Raw genomic sequence first — 14,927 nt, 5'->3', positions numbered from 1 at the left:
CATCACCCTTATGGGTGGAACCGTTGCACTAACTACCATGGCGATAGACCCCGTGTGCAATATGAAGGTGGATGAGGGCACCGCCAAGTACAAGAGCACCTACAAGGGCAAGGTGTACTACTTCTGTGCCCCGGGATGTAAGAAGAGCTTTGATGAGAACCCTGAAAAGTACGTCTAGGCGGCACCCTATATGGGTGCACGCCCCATTATTTGCGATTGTCGGTCAGTGGCGGCAGCATGCAGATGCCCCCGGGCTAACAGTAAAATATTTAAAGAGACAGTGTATCAACATCTGTGCGCTCATCCGTGAGTCGATTAGTGGACGAGCGTGCCGCCATAACTCAGTTGGTAGAGTGTCTGGCTGTTAACCAGATTGTCACAGGTTCGAGTCCTGTTGGCGGCGCCATTCACTCTCCCCATTTCCTTTCTCTTACCTTAAGCCAAAGCTTTTTAGTTCATGGTGAGTACATAGCCATGGGTCTCTGATTTGATGCCGGGTGGGGCATCTGGAGACGGGAGGAGTATGATGCTGCAGGTCGTGAACTTGAGCGTGAATGTTGGAGATAAGAGGGTGCTGGACAGGGTCAGCTTCTACATAGAGGAAGGAAAGAGCTATGCCCTGTTTGGGGCAAACGGTAGTGGAAAGTCCTCGCTGCTGAACACCCTGATGGGTAATCCCATGTACAAGGTGGTATCTGGTCGCATAATGTTCAAGGGAAGGGACATTACCGACATGCCCACCGATGAGAGGGTGAAGCTCGGAATGGGCATTGCGTTCCAGTCGCCACCAAAGGTGAGCAATGTGAGGATGCGAGAGCTACTGAATTACTGCATGCGGCTGAAGAACAGCAGCGAAGAGAGGATGCTCGAGTATGCCAGAAAGCTCAACATGCTCGACTTTCTCGACCGCAAGGTGAACGAGGGGTTCTCGGGTGGAGAGGTCAAGCGCTCGGAGATACTGCAGCTGCTCGTGATGGACCCGGACTTTCTGATGTTCGATGAGCCAGACTCTGGTGTTGACCTCGAGAACATATCCATCGTGGGCAATGCCATGAGCGAGGCGATGGAGAGACACAAGCCACCAGAGCAGAGAAAGAAGGCTGCGCTCATCATCACACATGCCGGGCACATCCTCGACTATGCAACGGTGGACTATGGAATGATACTGTACAACGGAAGGATTGCGTGCGTGGGGGACCCATATGAGCAGCTGAGGAACATAAGCGAGCACGGCTACGAGGGGTGTGTTGAAAAATGTCTGAAGGAGGCGTAGGGATAGACCCCGCCATAAGGGAGAAGGTCAGGAGCGTGGGTGGTGAGCTGGACAGCTCCAGGAGGTCTGGGTCATTCTTGCAGATAGATCAGAGGACTCAGCTGGTCTCGACATTCAGGAAGGACGTTGAGGTGCTGAGCATACAGGATGCCCTCGAGAAGTACGACTGGATGGAGGACTATTACTGGAGGGCGGTGCCAGCGGACAAAGACGAGTACACGTGCGAGGTGAACTGCCCAGAGGTCAATGGCTACTTCATAAGGGCTCCCAAGGGCGCCAAGGTGAAGATACCCGTGGAGGCGTGCCTGTATCTGTACACCGAGCGGCTAAAGCAGAAGGTGCACAACGTGATCATCGCCGAGGAGGGCTCGGAGCTCAACATAATTTCGGGATGCACATCCCATCCGGGTGTCGCCTCTGGAATGCACCTTGGGGTCTCGGAGTTCTACATAAAGAAGGGGGCAAAGCTCAGCTTCACGATGGTGCACAGCTGGGAGAGCGACATCGAGGTCAGACCCAGAAGCGTTGCCATAGTGGAGGAGGGTGGGGTGTTCATGAGCAACTACATCCTCATGAACCCCGTGAAGCTGGTGCAGATGTATCCCACTGCATACCTCAGGGGCAGGGGTGCCAGGGCGATATTCAGCAGCGTGGTGGTGGCGCTGAAGGGCTCCAAGGCGGACATAGGCTCGAGGGCAGTGCTTCAGGCTGAGGGTACCTCTGCCGAGATAGTGTCGAGGACGATAAGCAGCGGTGGAGAGGTCGTTGCCAGAGGACACCTTCTCGCAGAGAGCCCAAAGGTAAAGGGACACTTGGAGTGCATGGGCCTCATGCTCTCTGAGGAAGGTAGAATAGACGCCATACCAGAACTTGAGAGCGCATACTCGGACGTGGAGCTTTCCCACGAGGCAGCGATAGGCAAGATAGCGGAGGAAGAGATATTCTACCTCATGACCCGTGGACTCAGCAGGGATGAGGCAACCGCTGCCATCATCAGGGGCTTCATGGACGTTGGCATCAAGGGGTTGCCACCCCAGCTGCAAAGGGAGATCGACAAGGCGGTGGAGATGGTGGGCGGGGGGATGTGAGTCCCGCATATGAGCTCTCCAGTTCTACTCTGTGAACTCCACGACCACCTTCTCCACGTCCCACAGGGGCGATATTTTCTCCACGATGTCCTCCCTGATGGCTGGGGCAAACTGGTGGTCGGCTGGCAGGTCTATCACCACCCTCACCACCCCCTCATTCACCTCGATTTCCTTGACGAGGTCAGTTCGGACCACATCCAGCCCTGCGAGCGGGTTCATCACGTGCTTTAGCCGTCGGCGAACGACCTCGTCGGTGGTGGGCTCCCTCTCCTCGACGAGACCATGGCGCTCCTCGTAATCGCGAATGGCCGCTCGCAGCCCCTCCACCGCCAGCACAGAGCAGTGGACCTTGACGGGCGGCAGCCCACCAAGCTCCTCAGCCGCCTGCTTCCACGTTATCTCCTTGGCCTCATCGAGGGTCTTGCCCTTGGCGAGCTCTGTTATGATGGAGGCGGTGGCAATGTTAGAGGCACACCCATATGATTCAAACTTGATATCGGTGATGCGCTTGGTCTCTGGATCGACCTTGATGTACACGGCTACCATATCACCACAGGCAGGACTTCCCTCAAGCCCCTTGCCGTCCGGATTATCCATCCTGCCCACGTTTCTGGGGTTGCGAAAGTGCTCCAGCACCTTTTCACTGTACGGGAACTTCATCACTTCCACCTCTATTGTTTACCCTCAGTTAATGGGCTGATGCTCCTCAGTTCCTCTACCACCTCGGCAACAGCATCCACAACGGCGTTCACGTCCTCCATCGTGTTATAGCGGCCGAATGTAAAGCGCACAGACCCATGCGCCCGCTCGTGGTCTCCACCTATTCCAAGGATGACGTGGCTTGCCTCCAGTGAGCGGCTAAAACACGCCGAGCCCGTGCTCACGGCGAAACCCCTCAGGTCCAGATGAAGCGTGATGGACTCACCCTCCACAAAGTGGAACGTGATGTTGGCGTTCTGGGGAGTTCTCTTCCATCGGTGCCCGTTCAGCGTCGTGTGTGGTATCTCGGATAGCACCCGCTCGATGAGAGTGTCCCTCATCGCCCGAAGGCGCTCGTTTTCCTCTGGGCTTACGAGCTCCACAGCCTTGGCAAAGCCCACCGCTCCCGGGATGTTCTCCAGCCCAGCTCGCATGTTAAACTCCTGAAAGCCGCCATCCATCCACTTCGCGATGGGTGTGTCCTTGCGAACATAGAGAGCTCCAATGCCCTTGGGACCATGGATGGTGTGGGCAGAGAGAGTCATTAGGTCCACGGGCACTCTTCTCACGTCTATGGGCACCCGAGTGAACGTGTGGGTGGCATCGGTGTGGAAGAGAACGTCCCTTTCCTCACATATCTGGCCAATGGCCTCGATGTCCTGAATGGTGCCTATCTCCTGATTGGCGTGCTGGATGGACACCAGAATTGTCTCGTCGGTTATACACTCTCGCAGCTGGTCCACATTCACAAACCCCTCGCCATCCACCTCCAGATAGTCCACCCTAAAGCCCTGTCTCTCCAGAGCCTTTGCGGTGTTGAGGACGGAAAAGTCCTCTATCTTGGACACGATGATGTGCTTTCCCTTCTTTTTGCCAAGCGCCATCGCCACTCCCTTGAGCGCCATGTTGCTCGACTCTGTGTCCCCTGAGGTGAATATCACCTCCTCTGAGGACGCACCCAGAGCAGAGGCTATGCCCTCACGGGCACTCTCCAGCGCCTCCTTTGCCTCTATGCCCATGGAGTACCCAAACTCAGAGGTGGCTACCGCGTATATTTCAAAGAAATAGGGGCTCATGGCCTCCAGCACCCTCTCATCCAGCCGCGTGCTCGCAGCATTGTCAAGATATACAACGTTATCAAACATGACTTTTTTCACCACCTCATATGACTATGCTCGAGCCCCTCGCCTCCTGAATGTGCCCATGGCGCCATACTGACCATTGCTCCACTCCTCACCTGCGTATCTTGATCTTCCACGTCCCATCCTCCTCTTCTATCTCGAGGAGCTCCAGCCCCAATGCTTTGACTGCCATGGGTATCTCCTTCTTGGACGCTGGGTGGGTTCCGATGATTACCACCACATCGCCGGGAGAGGCTTTCCGCAATGCCTTGCGCGTCTCGATCAAAGGTATTGGGCAGACATCACCCCTCACGTCCACCTCGATTACCACCATTCTATGTTCCTCCTGTCCCTCGACATGGGAAAAGCTCCTCGACGTTTTCGGACAGCGGGGGCAATCCCGTTAATGCTCCGCTTCCATCTCTATTAACGTTATCCTTTATTGTAATATTGGCTGTATGGTGTTCTATCGTTTGGCTGGATGCTGAAGAGGGCGTCCAATGTCGTGAAGTATCTCTGCCTTTTCATGGGCTGGCCGAACACTGCCCAATAAACCTTATATATCCAGCGTGCTAAGGGGGTACCCAGTACCCAGAAGCCAGAAAAAGTACGTTAAATCAAATTACCTCGTACCTCATAAACGATATGCAGTGCCGCTTTGGGGGATGGGGGCCCGTAGCTCAGTCTGGTCAGAGCGCTCGGCTCATAACCGAGTGGTCGCCGGTTCAAATCCGGTCGGGCCCATTATAATAGGTTAATCTAAACTTAAGGCTTGTTATCCTCCGATTGTCGTGGAAGGCGATGTCCCAAGCCCTGAACTACTGGCCGCCAGCTGGGTCGGGTGGAGCAACACTATCCCTTGAAAATCTTCGGAGTGTCCAAGCATGAGTGTGTGCAAGAAATGTGGCAAAAGAGCAATAGCACACCTGAAGCACTACAGAACGGCATTGTGCGAAAACTGCTATCCCGAGTTCTACTTACGACTTCTGAGCAGAAGCATAAAAAAACACCACATTTTAAAAAGAGATGAAAGAATCCTATTGGCGGCCTCTGGTGGAAAAGACAGCTCTGCAATGGCTGATTCGCTAAAAAAGCTCGGATACGACTTTGAGCTTTATTATATTGACCTCGGCATAGGCACATATTCAAAAAAATCGGAGGAAATTGTAAAGAATTTGGCAAAATGCATAGACGTTCCACTAAATATTGAAAGGCTGAAAGACCATGGCTTCGAAATCTCCAAAATAAAGCGAAAACCCTGTTCGGCATGCGGGACAGCGAAAAGGTATCTTATGAACAGGTTTGCAAGATTGAACAACTTTCACGTAGTTGCAACTGGGCATACAGCCGAAGACATCGTTTCTTTCTACTTAAAAAACCTCTCAGGAGGACAGAAAGCATGGGTTGAAAAGTTAAAGCCAAGAAATGAGTCTTTCGATAAAAAGGTGGTTGTAAAAGCTAAACCACTATTCGAAATTAGTGAAAGAGAGAATATGCTTTATGTTTTAACTGAAAACATTCCCTTCAATGCAGAAAAGTGTCCTTTTGCTCCAAACTCCAAATGGAAAGAGATTATTTATGATATAGAAAACAAAAAACCAGGATTTACAAAAAATTTTGTTAGAGGTTTGATTAAAGAAGAAGAAAAGCTAAAAATAAACTATTGTATGGAATGCGGTGAGGTATCAAGCTCGGAAATCTGTGCATTTTGTCGTCTTAAAAAGAGATATGGGCATTGTTGATTGCTCTGTAATCAACAGTTATGGGAGCAAAAATGCTTCACAAGCCTTATTGACGTGGCAGAGATTTACGAAAGATTTAAATATGACTTTTATTAACCAATTGTTAATAACCTTGGGTTAGTGAAGATTTTTGGAAGGTGATGAATGTGGCTAAGGTGATTGGCATAGACCTCGGGACAACGAACTCGTGCATGGCGGTGATCGAGGGCGGGGAGCCCACCGTGATACCCAATGCAGAGGGTGGGCGCACCACGCCGTCGGTGGTGGGCTTTACAAAGGATGGAGAGCGCCTCGTGGGGGTGCTCGCCAAGAGGCAGGCGATATCCAATCCAGAGCGCACGGTGTACTCCATAAAGCGCCACATGGGTGAGGCTGACTACAGGGTCAAGATAGGGGACAAGAGCTACACCCCACAGGAAATCTCTGCGATGATTCTGCAGAAGCTGAAGGCAGATGCCGAGAGCTACCTCGGAGAGGAGGTAAAGCAGGCGGTCATCACCGTTCCAGCCTACTTCAACGATGCCCAGCGGCAGGCGACGAAAGACGCCGGAAGGATTGCGGGGCTAGAGGTGCTAAGGATAATAAACGAGCCAACTGCCGCCTCACTCGCCTATGGTGTTGATAAAGAGGGCGACCAAACCATTATGGTCTTCGATCTCGGTGGTGGGACGTTTGACGTGTCCATTCTCGAGGTCGGAGAGGGTGTTTTTGAGGTAAAGGCCACCTCAGGAAACACACATCTTGGAGGAGACGACTTCGATAAACGCATAATGGACTGGATCGTGTCTGAATTCAAAAAGGAGCACGGGATAGACCTGTCGAAAGACAGGGTGGCCATGCAGAGAATAAGGGACGAAAGTGAAAAGGCGAAGATCGAGCTCTCCACACTCCAGCAGACCAATATATCCATACCATTTATAACTCAGGATGAAACTGGTCCCAAGCACATAGACCTGACACTCACAAGGGCGCAATTCGAGTCTATGTGCTCCGATCTGTTTGACGCCCTCATACCCCCAGTGGAAAGGGCAATGAAAGACGCGGGGTTGAGCCCAAGCGATATAGATAAGGTACTTTTTGTTGGGGGCTCTACGAGGATTCCGAAGATTACGCAACTGGTTAAGGAGGTACTGGGCAAGGAACCCTACAAAAACATAAACCCAGATGAAGCAGTGGCACTCGGGGCTGCGATTCAGGCAGGGGTGCTCTCTGGTGAGGTGAAGGACCTGCTGCTGCTCGATGTGACACCCCTGACATTGAGCATAGAGACGCTGGGCGGCATAGCCACACCCCTCATAGAGAGAAACACCACCATCCCCACCAAACGCAGCCGCATATTCACCACTGCCGCAGACAACCAGACCTCGGTGGAGATTCACGTGGTGCAGGGAGAGCGCAAGATGGCAGCCGACAACATGACGCTGGGAAGGTTCACCCTCACGGGAATCCCGCCAGCCCCAAGAGGGGTGCCACAGATAGAGGTCACGTTCGATATAGATGCCAACGGCATCCTCAACGTGAGCGCCAAGGACCTTGCCACGGGCAAGCAGCAGTCAATCACAATCCAGCGTCCAGGAGGTTTAAGCGAGGAGGAAATCAACAGGATGATAAAGGAGGCCGAAGAGCACGCCGAGGAGGACAAGCGCAAGAAGGAGGCAGTCGAGGCAAGGAACGAGGCCGAATCCCTCGCATACACTGCAGAGAAGACCCTGAAGGAGGCTGGCGATGTGGTGAGTGAGGACCAGCGCAAGGCAGTGGAGGAGAAGATATCTGAGCTTCGGGAGGCCCTCTCTGGCGATGACATCGAGCTCATCAAGAAGAGGACCGAGGAGCTCAGCTCCGCCATCTATGAGGTGAGCAGAAAGATGTACGAGAAGGCCGCCCAGCAGCAGGCACAGCAGGGTGGCGATGGTCAGCAGGGCGAGTACGTGGACTCGGAGTACGAGGTGGTAAAGGAAGAGAAGTAGGGGCTTGAAACAGCCTCAGTTGCTTTCGAGTTGGTTTTATGGCTGCCAAGGACTACTACGAGGTGCTGGGGGTATCCAGAGATGCGAGCCCGGAGGAGATAAAGAGAGCATACAGGAAGCTCGCTCTCAAGTACCATCCAGACAGGAACAAATCAAAGGAGGCCGAGGAGAGGTTCAAGGAGATTTCAGAGGCGTATGCGGTGCTCTCTGACCCAGAAAAGCGTGCACACTACGACAGGTTCGGGGCTGCTGGCGTGCACGAGCGCTACACCCAGCAGGACATCTTCTCTGGCAGCGACCTGTTCGATCTGCTGCGCAACCTCGGGCTGAACTTAGATGGCTTTGATTTGTTCTCTGACCTGTTCGGTGGCTTTGGGGGGCGCGGTCCGCAGGGTCCGCAGCGTCCGCAGAGGGGGGCGGACATCCTCACAGAGACCACCATCAGCCTCGAGGAGGCAGCCTTTGGTACCGAGAGGGAGATAACGTTCTCCAAGACGGACACATGCGACACCTGCGGGGGCAGCGGTGCAGCGCCTGGAACGTCCCCGAGGATGTGTGATGCGTGTGGAGGCCGGGGGCAGGTGAGCACCCACAGACAGACACCATTTGGCAGCTTCGTGAGCGTCACCACGTGCCCCAGGTGCAGGGGGGCTGGAAGCGTGATAGACACACCCTGCCCCGAGTGCAGGGGGACTGGCAGGAGGGGCAAGCGCAAGACGATATCTGTGAAGATTCCGAGGGGAATCGAAGATGGGATGAAAATCAGGATTCCCGGGGAGGGCTCTGCTGGCGAGAGGGGCACTCCGAGCGGAGATTTGTTCGTGCTGGTGCACGTGAGGCCTCACGAGCGCTTCAGGCGTGAAGGGGCGGACCTCCACTGTGATGTGCCCATCACATTCCCGCAGGCGTGCCTTGGGACAAGGATAGAGGTGCCCACCCTCGATGGCACTGCAACGCTCAGGATACCGCCCGGCACCCAGTCCCACACGGTATTCACCCTGAAAGGAAAGGGCATATACTCGCTCGGTGGCTCCCAGAGGGGTGATTTGCATGTGAGGGTGGTGGTGAGCGTGCCAAGAAAGCTCACCGACGAGCAGCGCGAGCTGATAGAGCGGCTCGATGCCCTGCTCCCTCCCTCCACAGAGCGCAGGAAGGATAAGGGGCTGTTTGGGAGGATAAGGTCGAGATGATAATTGGGACATGGGGATGTCATTGATAATTGGGACATGGAGATGTCATGCCCCAATTCTCATCTCACCATAAAGTTGGCTCCAATCTCTGAGGCTATCCCCTCACATTCTTTCACGTCCACACCTGTAAAGCCCACCACCGTGAGCCTCGTCTCTATCCCTACCTCGACACAGCGCCTTGCAAATGCCATCATTGCATCGAACGCTCCCCTCATCTTTGGAAGACACAACCGCTCATAGGTGTGTGCGTCTGGGGCATTGAGGCTTATGGACACCGCCCCAACCCCACCTCTTTTAAGCTCGAGGGGCACGTCCCGCTTGGGATAGAGCAGAGGGGCATGTCCGTTGGTGTCCACCCTCACCTTCACACCCTGCGCTGCGAGGTGGCGGCTGATGGCAAGCACGTCATTTAGTCTCAGGAGGGGCTCGCCAAACCCGGTGAACACCACCTCCCGGTAGCGTGAAAGCTCGTAAGCCCCAAGTTCGGAGAGCACCTCCTCCACCGTGGGCTCCCTCTCCAGCACGAGGTTATAGCCGTACACCCCATCACAAAACCTTCGTATGCAGAACACGCAATCGTTGGTGCACCTGTTGGTGATGTTCAGATAGAGGTTGCCCTTGCCCTCGTAAACCACCGCTCCGGCCATGCTATCCCTCGAGTATCTCGTCGAGGGCGAGGTCGTCCATCCTGCGCCTGCCAAGCACCATCTCGAGCTCTGGGGGCGTGAGCACGGGCATGGGGAAGGTGGCATACTCATCTATCGCCACCCTTGGGCATGCACACACCACATAGCACTCAAATCCGAGCTGCTCAAGCTTCTCTATCGTGATGTCGTCCATCATGATCAGCGTGGCATCCCTTCCAGCCTCCCTTAGCAGTGCGACAGCCCTCAGGGCAGCATGGGGTCGCCTCTGCCCCATCTTGGAGCACATCACCACCCCAAAGCGCTGCTTATCCATTGCCCTCCAGATGGCGGCATAGCGCTGTTTTACGATTGCCCTCGTATCCACCACCCTTGCCTCATTCAGGTACGGGTCTGCCACCACCACCCTCATGCCGGTGGCAAGCGCTGCCCCCATGGGATGAAACTCCCCACCACCCACGAACAGCAGCTCCTCACAATCACACCGTGCGGCACTGAAGTTGCACCCCAGCACCTGTCCCTCGTGGCATACCCTGTCATCTCCTCCTGCCACGAGGGGTGAGAACCCAAGCGAGCGCAAAAGAGCGCACACGTCATTGAGGGTGTGCACGTGCTGCACGGTGGTGATCACACCCACCTTTCTGCCCTTCAGCAGGGCTGCCGCCTTACGCACTGCGGGCAGCACGTCGAGCGTGCTCCTTGCCTCCACATAGAGCACTCTTTCCATGTGTTGCTTACTTCGTAAACTGTTGACCCGGTAATCAACAGGAAGAAGCCTGCTGTGGCCCACGTGCACCAGCACGTCCACCTCATCGAGCAGGGCGGCATCGATGTCGCACGCTCCATAGCAGGGCTCGCCCGATACGATGACGGTGCACCCCGTGTTTTGCTCTATGTGGCTGGCTATGTCCCCTGCCTTTCTCTTCAGCCCCTCTGGAAGGCAGAGCCCCACTATCCTTGCACCGCTCTTTCTTATGTGCTCTATCACCTCGTCCAGCTCTATCTCTATGTCGTCCACCCTCAAGGTCTGAACCATCCCATCTCGATGTATTTTCCATTATCACATGCGAACACCATGCGCTTGTGCACCGAGTGGGCGAGCCTCACCGCCCTCGAGAGCTCTGGGGGGGTGAGCACGTGGCTCGATGAGAGGGCATGCACGAGATATGTGGAGTGCCTTTTGTGGGGCACCTCATACACCCGAAAGTGGCTTCCGAACTTGTATCCGCTCTTGGGCACGTAGCCCCTCTCCCGAAGCTCTCTGTATACCTTCAGCTTGAGCCTGCCCTCCTCGTCTATGTGCGAAAGGATGCTCTCGAGCTTTTCCATGGGGAGAGGATGTCCGGAGGCGTCGTACACCCCCAGCACGCCATTCTGTGCAAGGTAGAGCATCTCTATCAGGGAGAGCTGGAGCGTTTGCTCGTCGAGCAACGTCCCGTACATTCCATGCTCGAAGAGGCCTCGGGACCCCTCTGCGTCCCACACGAACGCCCTGTCCTGCAGCAGCGTTGCCCTTGCCGCTGGTGGCCTTCGTGGCTCCCCATCCCTGAGATGCACCTCGTCCACCGTATAGTAGGTCAGGTCCCCGTCCTCGTCCACCACCGCGAGCACCATGCGCTTTCTGACCCCCCGTACCTGCTCCAGCCTGTGGAGCATCCACTCTAAGGTGATGGGGTCCCGCTCTCCAACCACGTACACCACGAACGTCGATGGGGCAGTGGTGGGCTTCACACCTCTCTCGTACAGGAAAAATGCACCAGCTGCACCAGCCTGAACCCCCACGTAGTACCCTCGCTCCCTGAGGTCCTTGTACACCATGTAGCGAAGCTCGAACATGGGGTCCTTCATGCCAGAGGTGGTGAGCAGCCTCTCAAACTTTACCCTCCTGCCGTTCATGTACAGCTCGAGCCTGCCCTTGTGCACCAGATAGCATGCCTCGATGGGAGAGAGCACGAGTTCGTCTTCCCTGAGCCTGCCATAGCCAGCCTCCACAAGCCCTCCAGCTTCGCCTGCTGGAACGTGCACCTCATTGTCCACCCAAGTGCCTCGCATCTTGTACCCCTTCGATACTGGCTATTTAAGGATATTCGAATCTGTCGTGATAGAAGCTCTCAAAGAGCCGCATGCCAGCGGATATCTGCTGGGGGTATCGCCTCTGAAGAAAGCCCACGTACTCCTCCCTTGTGCTGCTATCGATTGCCCCCCTCAAAAGCTCGATGGCAACATCCTCAGAGCCCTCTGGAACCTCGAGCAGCAGGCACAGGTCATCCCTTCTGAACACCCTCCTCAGAAGAGGGGATGTGGAGGCGTGCAGTATTCCCCGCTCCAGCTCGATGAGGGGCGGCACACCCTCGATGTCCATCCTGTGGGGTGAGGTGAGCCGCCCATACGAGCTGGGTACGTAGGTGTGCAGCTCCACGTACAGGCTGGGACGCACCCTCTCAATGAGGGATATCAGCGTCCTCCCTTCCTCTGTTGAGAGGAACCTCTCATCGAGGGTGCTGAGGTCGGTGGTGCCCCCAAGGTCTGCGAGCACCACGCTTCCCTCCTCTATCTCGCATTCCTCCAGTGCCCTAAGGATGGGCTCTGTGATTCTGGATTCCCCTCTGTGCAGCCCTCCCACGAGCAGCCTTGAGATTCCCTCTTTCTCTGCAGAGCTCCACAAGTACATGCGGCGCTCACTGAGTCTCCAGCATGGCACTCGTGTTCTCGAGTTCTGAGAGCACCTGCTCCAGCTCGGTCATTTTCTGCTCGAGCATGTCGAGCTGGGCGTCCGCGATGAGGAGATCTGTGCCCTCCACGTCTGTGCCCTCCACGGCCGTTGTGGACGCGGGCGTGCCTTCAGAGGGGTGCTGGGCTGGCTGTACGCATCCCAGCGCCACGAGGGCGACCAGTGTGATGAGCACTGCCACCCATCTCATGGTGTCTCCCTCCATGGCATTCCTGTGAGCGGTGCGTGCCACTCACCCGACACCGTGCCGTTGGCTCCCACGAGGGTGTACGTGCCGTTGCCCGTGAGCACCACAGAGCCCACGCCATCCACATCCAGCACTATACCCTCTCCACGGGCGCACACCGTAAAGCTCGTGCCATTCACCTCCAGCGCATCATCCTCCCTGAGGTGGTACTGCACCATGTCATAGGGAAGCACGACGGGTTCACCGGGAGCGGATATGTTCGCGTCCTTTGCAACGTCCACCACCCTCACCAGCACATCGCCCACAACCCTGACGGTGCCCCTTCCTGAGAACGCCGCAGTGCCGTTGCCCTCGGCGTGCAGCGTGTCGTCCTGCTGCAGGGTGAGCATGCCAGCCCTGTGGTGTCTCAGCTCGAGGAACGCCTCCCTGAGGGCACGGGTGGATGCCTTAAGCTGCTCTGTGGCTAGAGTGAGCTCTGTCCTCACGCTTCTTAGGGTGGATGCCGCAAGCGCACTGTTCACCACCTCTCCATTGTCGTCGAATCCCTCATGTGCCTCTATCATCTCCCTCGCCCGCTGCAGGTGGGCGGACGCCTGCTCCAGGCTGGCCCCGTACTGCTCCAGCTGCAAGTTCAGGCGGTGTGTGTCCACCTCCTGAGCACTGAGCTGCTCAATCTCCTGCTGGAGTATCGTGGAGGTGTTCTCCGCCCGCTCGAGCATGTCCTCCAGCCTCTCCACGGCACCACTCTGCACACACAGCTGCAGCTCGAGACCTGTTCTCTGCCACAGACGGTTCATCTCCTCTCTCAGCGCCCGCACCTCATCAGGGGAGGAGGCAGAGCGTATCTGCTCTCTGAGCTGCTCCATCTCCTGCAGGCGCTGCTCAATCCTCTGGGTATCGTACTGCGTACCCCATGCCATGCCATACGCCCTCACGAACTGTGCCGTGGACATCATGAGCTGTACTCTCGAGAGGGCGTAATCCCTCTCCACATCGAGCCTCTGGGCATGACCCATGCCGGCACCGAGCGTCCTGTATCTTCCGAGCGAGCGCTCATACGCCGCCATTGCATTACTCATATTCTCCCTCGCTGAGAGCAGTGCCCCGTACCTCTGGGAAAGACTGAACCGAGCTTTGGGGCTTTCGTCCCACGGGGTGCTCCAGTTCCCCGTGGTGTTCCAAGGAGTGTTGCCCATAGCCCATGCGGGGCTCATCGAGCCACCCTTCCCCCTGTCCACAGGGGGACTCGCAACCGCCATGCCGGCACCCACGAGCACCAGCACGGCAGCCACCACCATTATCATCGCTGTCCTGCCATTCATGTGCATCGACCACCACACATCTCCCCGCCACACAATCTTATAAGCATGCTTTCTTCATCACATCATTTCATGCTTTTTAATTCTTCACAAAGCTTTATCACTGTTTTTAATTCTTCACAAAGCTTTATCACTGCTCTAAATCGAGTAATGGGCTCCATGACGCTTTAGAGCCCCACAACAGTTAATAGAGGGGAGGCACACAGCACACAACATGAGGCGGACGGCACTGCTTCTTCTGGTGCTTCTGTGTGCGATGCCCTGTGCGAGCGCCGCTGCCCTTGTGCACGGCACGGTGTATCAGTGGGATACGCTGGAGCCCCTGCCCAATGTGGTGATAGAGGTGAACACCACTCCACACCAGGTGATGGTCTCCACGACTGGGACGTACTCGCTCTTCCTTGACAACGGGACGTACAGGATAGAGGCGAGCTACATCGTGGATGGGATGCCCGTGCTGTATGCCTCTGATGTCATAACGGTGAGGGGTGATGGAGAGTATGTGCTCGATTTGCTGCTGTTTCCCCCAGAGGACATCGCACCAGAGCTCCCTGACATCGCACCAGAGCTTCCTGAGGCTCAGCAGAATGAGGGCGTTCCACTCTATGCACTGCTGGCCATCGCCGGGACAGCGTTCGCCGTGCTCTATGTGATGCTCAACCGCACGTCAGTGCGCATGGCCAAAGTCAATGCTCCATACCTCCCAGACGACATATCCAAGGCGCTCGACATCATAGAAAGAGCAGGGGGCAGGATCACCCAGAAGGAGCTTCGGGCAGAGCTTGGGAGCTCCGAGGCAAAGGTGAGCCTTCTGGTGTCCGAGATGGAGCACAGGGGGCTGGTGGAGAAGGTGAAGGTGGGTAGGGGGAACGTGATATACCTGAGGAGGTAGCCACTCGTTGTGCATCACCACTGAAAACCACTCGCGAGTAGCCCAAGGTGCATCCCAGAGCCACAGCCTATGTC

Annotated in this window: 16 protein-coding genes and 2 tRNA genes; 9 read left to right on the top strand and 9 right to left on the bottom strand. The window is 55.9% G+C overall.

Features of this window, described 5'->3' with window-relative positions; genetic code table 11:
• Window positions 1-10: 10 nt before the first annotated feature.
• From BP07_RS08610 to BP07_RS05925, 4 genes are all read left to right on the top strand, one after another.
• Complete coding sequence (locus BP07_RS08610) at window positions 11-178, top strand: YHS domain-containing protein (RefSeq protein ID WP_245597065.1); 168 nt, start codon at window positions 11-13, stop codon at window positions 176-178.
• Between the two features lie 152 nt (window positions 179-330).
• Window positions 331-406: transfer RNA gene (locus tag BP07_RS05935), tRNA-Asn, on the top strand.
• A 117-nt stretch (window positions 407-523) separates the two neighbouring features.
• A complete protein-coding gene (locus BP07_RS05930; protein ID WP_245597064.1) occupies window positions 524-1,273 on the top strand; it encodes an ABC transporter ATP-binding protein in 750 nt (249 codons plus the stop codon).
• Complete coding sequence (locus BP07_RS05925; RefSeq protein ID WP_042686884.1) at window positions 1,255-2,361, top strand: SufB/SufD family protein; 1,107 nt, start codon at window positions 1,255-1,257, stop codon at window positions 2,359-2,361. Before BP07_RS05930 ends, BP07_RS05925 begins: the two co-directional genes overlap by 19 nt.
• Window positions 2,362-2,385: 24 nt before the next feature.
• Here BP07_RS05925 and BP07_RS05920 read toward each other — a convergent pair whose 3' ends face one another.
• From BP07_RS05920 to BP07_RS05910, 3 genes are all read right to left on the bottom strand, one after another.
• Window positions 2,386-3,021, bottom strand: coding sequence for an iron-sulfur cluster assembly scaffold protein (locus BP07_RS05920; protein ID WP_211247067.1), 636 nt, complete (start codon window positions 3,019-3,021; stop codon window positions 2,386-2,388).
• An 11-nt stretch (window positions 3,022-3,032) separates the two neighbouring features.
• On the bottom strand, window positions 3,033-4,205 hold the full coding sequence (locus BP07_RS05915; RefSeq protein WP_042686880.1) for a cysteine desulfurase family protein: 1,173 nt from the start codon (window positions 4,203-4,205) through the stop codon (window positions 3,033-3,035).
• 88 nt (window positions 4,206-4,293) lie between these two features.
• On the bottom strand, window positions 4,294-4,515 hold the full coding sequence (locus tag BP07_RS05910; protein WP_042686878.1) for a sulfurtransferase TusA family protein: 222 nt from the start codon (window positions 4,513-4,515) through the stop codon (window positions 4,294-4,296).
• Window positions 4,516-4,850: 335 nt separating this feature from the next.
• On the opposite strand from BP07_RS05910, the gene BP07_RS05905 reads away from it, so the two are divergent.
• The 4 genes from BP07_RS05905 to dnaJ all read left to right on the top strand — a co-directional run bounded on the left by BP07_RS05905 (window position 4,851) and on the right by dnaJ (window position 9,080).
• A tRNA-Ile gene (locus BP07_RS05905) sits at window positions 4,851-4,925 on the top strand.
• A gap of 140 nt (window positions 4,926-5,065) precedes the next feature.
• A complete protein-coding gene (locus BP07_RS05900) occupies window positions 5,066-5,923 on the top strand; it encodes an ATP-binding protein (protein WP_042686875.1) in 858 nt (285 codons plus the stop codon).
• Between the two features lie 146 nt (window positions 5,924-6,069).
• A complete protein-coding gene (gene dnaK / locus BP07_RS05895) occupies window positions 6,070-7,890 on the top strand; it encodes a molecular chaperone DnaK (protein WP_042686939.1) in 1,821 nt (606 codons plus the stop codon).
• Between the two features lie 38 nt (window positions 7,891-7,928).
• Window positions 7,929-9,080 carry a molecular chaperone DnaJ gene (dnaJ, locus tag BP07_RS05890; RefSeq protein ID WP_042686874.1) on the top strand — a complete coding sequence of 384 codons (1,152 nt, stop codon included), beginning with the start codon at window positions 7,929-7,931 and terminating at the stop codon, window positions 9,078-9,080.
• A gap of 59 nt (window positions 9,081-9,139) precedes the next feature.
• Here the strand turns inward: dnaJ and BP07_RS05885 are convergent, their stop codons facing one another.
• Genes BP07_RS05885 through BP07_RS05860 form a run of 6 tightly spaced genes read right to left on the bottom strand, consistent with a single transcriptional unit; the run spans window position 9,140 to window position 13,970 of the window.
• Window positions 9,140-9,727 (bottom strand): TatD family nuclease-associated radical SAM protein, encoded by a 588-nt coding sequence (locus BP07_RS05885; RefSeq protein WP_042686871.1) that lies wholly within the window; start codon window positions 9,725-9,727, stop codon window positions 9,140-9,142.
• A 1-nt stretch (window position 9,728) separates the two neighbouring features.
• Entirely contained in the window at window positions 9,729-10,760 is a 1,032-nt protein-coding gene (gene dph2, locus BP07_RS05880) for a diphthamide biosynthesis enzyme Dph2 (RefSeq protein ID WP_042686869.1), read from the bottom strand.
• Window positions 10,745-11,776 (bottom strand): tRNA-intron lyase, encoded by a 1,032-nt coding sequence (endA, locus tag BP07_RS05875; RefSeq protein ID WP_042686867.1) that lies wholly within the window; start codon window positions 11,774-11,776, stop codon window positions 10,745-10,747. Before endA ends, dph2 begins: the two co-directional genes overlap by 16 nt.
• A gap of 25 nt (window positions 11,777-11,801) precedes the next feature.
• Complete coding sequence (locus BP07_RS05870; protein WP_052353289.1) at window positions 11,802-12,395, bottom strand: DUF2119 family protein; 594 nt, start codon at window positions 12,393-12,395, stop codon at window positions 11,802-11,804.
• A 7-nt stretch (window positions 12,396-12,402) separates the two neighbouring features.
• A complete protein-coding gene (locus tag BP07_RS05865; RefSeq protein WP_157203119.1) occupies window positions 12,403-12,645 on the bottom strand; it encodes a hypothetical protein in 243 nt (80 codons plus the stop codon).
• Entirely contained in the window at window positions 12,642-13,970 is a 1,329-nt protein-coding gene (locus BP07_RS05860; protein ID WP_042686862.1) for a hypothetical protein, read from the bottom strand. The genes BP07_RS05865 and BP07_RS05860 overlap by 4 nt, the downstream gene beginning before the upstream one ends.
• Before the next feature lie 205 nt (window positions 13,971-14,175).
• Here BP07_RS05860 and BP07_RS05855 point away from each other — a divergent pair, with 205 nt between their 5' ends.
• Window positions 14,176-14,853: a helix-turn-helix transcriptional regulator gene (locus tag BP07_RS05855; protein WP_042686860.1), complete on the top strand. Its 678-nt coding sequence runs from the start codon at window positions 14,176-14,178 to the stop codon at window positions 14,851-14,853.
• Window positions 14,854-14,927: the final 74 nt, after the last annotated feature.

Origin of the sequence: Methermicoccus shengliensis DSM 18856, from assembly GCF_000711905.1 — an archaeon.
Classification (GTDB): domain Archaea; phylum Halobacteriota; class Methanosarcinia; order DSM-18856; family Methermicoccaceae; genus Methermicoccus; species Methermicoccus shengliensis.
Note: the sequence above shows the minus strand (reverse complement) of the source record. Positions and strands in the feature narration are given on the sequence as shown.

Excerpts from the sequence above, each read along its gene's own strand:
- BP07_RS08610 (WP_245597065.1), top strand. The coding sequence starts at position 11 with ATGGGTGGAACCGTTGCACTAACTACCATGGCGATAGACCCCGTGTGC.
- BP07_RS05930 (WP_245597064.1), top strand. The coding sequence starts at position 524 with ATGATGCTGCAGGTCGTGAACTTGAGCGTGAATGTTGGAGATAAGAGG.
- BP07_RS05925 (WP_042686884.1), top strand. The coding sequence starts at position 1,255 with ATGTCTGAAGGAGGCGTAGGGATAGACCCCGCCATAAGGGAGAAGGTC.
- BP07_RS05920 (WP_211247067.1), bottom strand. The coding sequence starts at position 3,021 with ATGAAGTTCCCGTACAGTGAAAAGGTGCTGGAGCACTTTCGCAACCCC.
- BP07_RS05915 (WP_042686880.1), bottom strand. The coding sequence starts at position 4,205 with ATGTTTGATAACGTTGTATATCTTGACAATGCTGCGAGCACGCGGCTG.
- BP07_RS05910 (WP_042686878.1), bottom strand. The coding sequence starts at position 4,515 with ATGGTGGTAATCGAGGTGGACGTGAGGGGTGATGTCTGCCCAATACCT.
- BP07_RS05900 (WP_042686875.1), top strand. The coding sequence starts at position 5,066 with ATGAGTGTGTGCAAGAAATGTGGCAAAAGAGCAATAGCACACCTGAAG.
- dnaJ (WP_042686874.1), top strand. The coding sequence starts at position 7,929 with ATGGCTGCCAAGGACTACTACGAGGTGCTGGGGGTATCCAGAGATGCG.
- BP07_RS05885 (WP_042686871.1), bottom strand. The coding sequence starts at position 9,727 with ATGGCCGGAGCGGTGGTTTACGAGGGCAAGGGCAACCTCTATCTGAAC.
- dph2 (WP_042686869.1), bottom strand. The coding sequence starts at position 10,760 with ATGGTTCAGACCTTGAGGGTGGACGACATAGAGATAGAGCTGGACGAG.
- endA (WP_042686867.1), bottom strand. The coding sequence starts at position 11,776 with ATGCGAGGCACTTGGGTGGACAATGAGGTGCACGTTCCAGCAGGCGAA.
- BP07_RS05870 (WP_052353289.1), bottom strand. The coding sequence starts at position 12,395 with ATGTACTTGTGGAGCTCTGCAGAGAAAGAGGGAATCTCAAGGCTGCTC.
- BP07_RS05865 (WP_157203119.1), bottom strand. The coding sequence starts at position 12,645 with ATGAGATGGGTGGCAGTGCTCATCACACTGGTCGCCCTCGTGGCGCTG.
- BP07_RS05860 (WP_042686862.1), bottom strand. The coding sequence starts at position 13,970 with ATGCACATGAATGGCAGGACAGCGATGATAATGGTGGTGGCTGCCGTG.
- BP07_RS05855 (WP_042686860.1), top strand. The coding sequence starts at position 14,176 with ATGAGGCGGACGGCACTGCTTCTTCTGGTGCTTCTGTGTGCGATGCCC.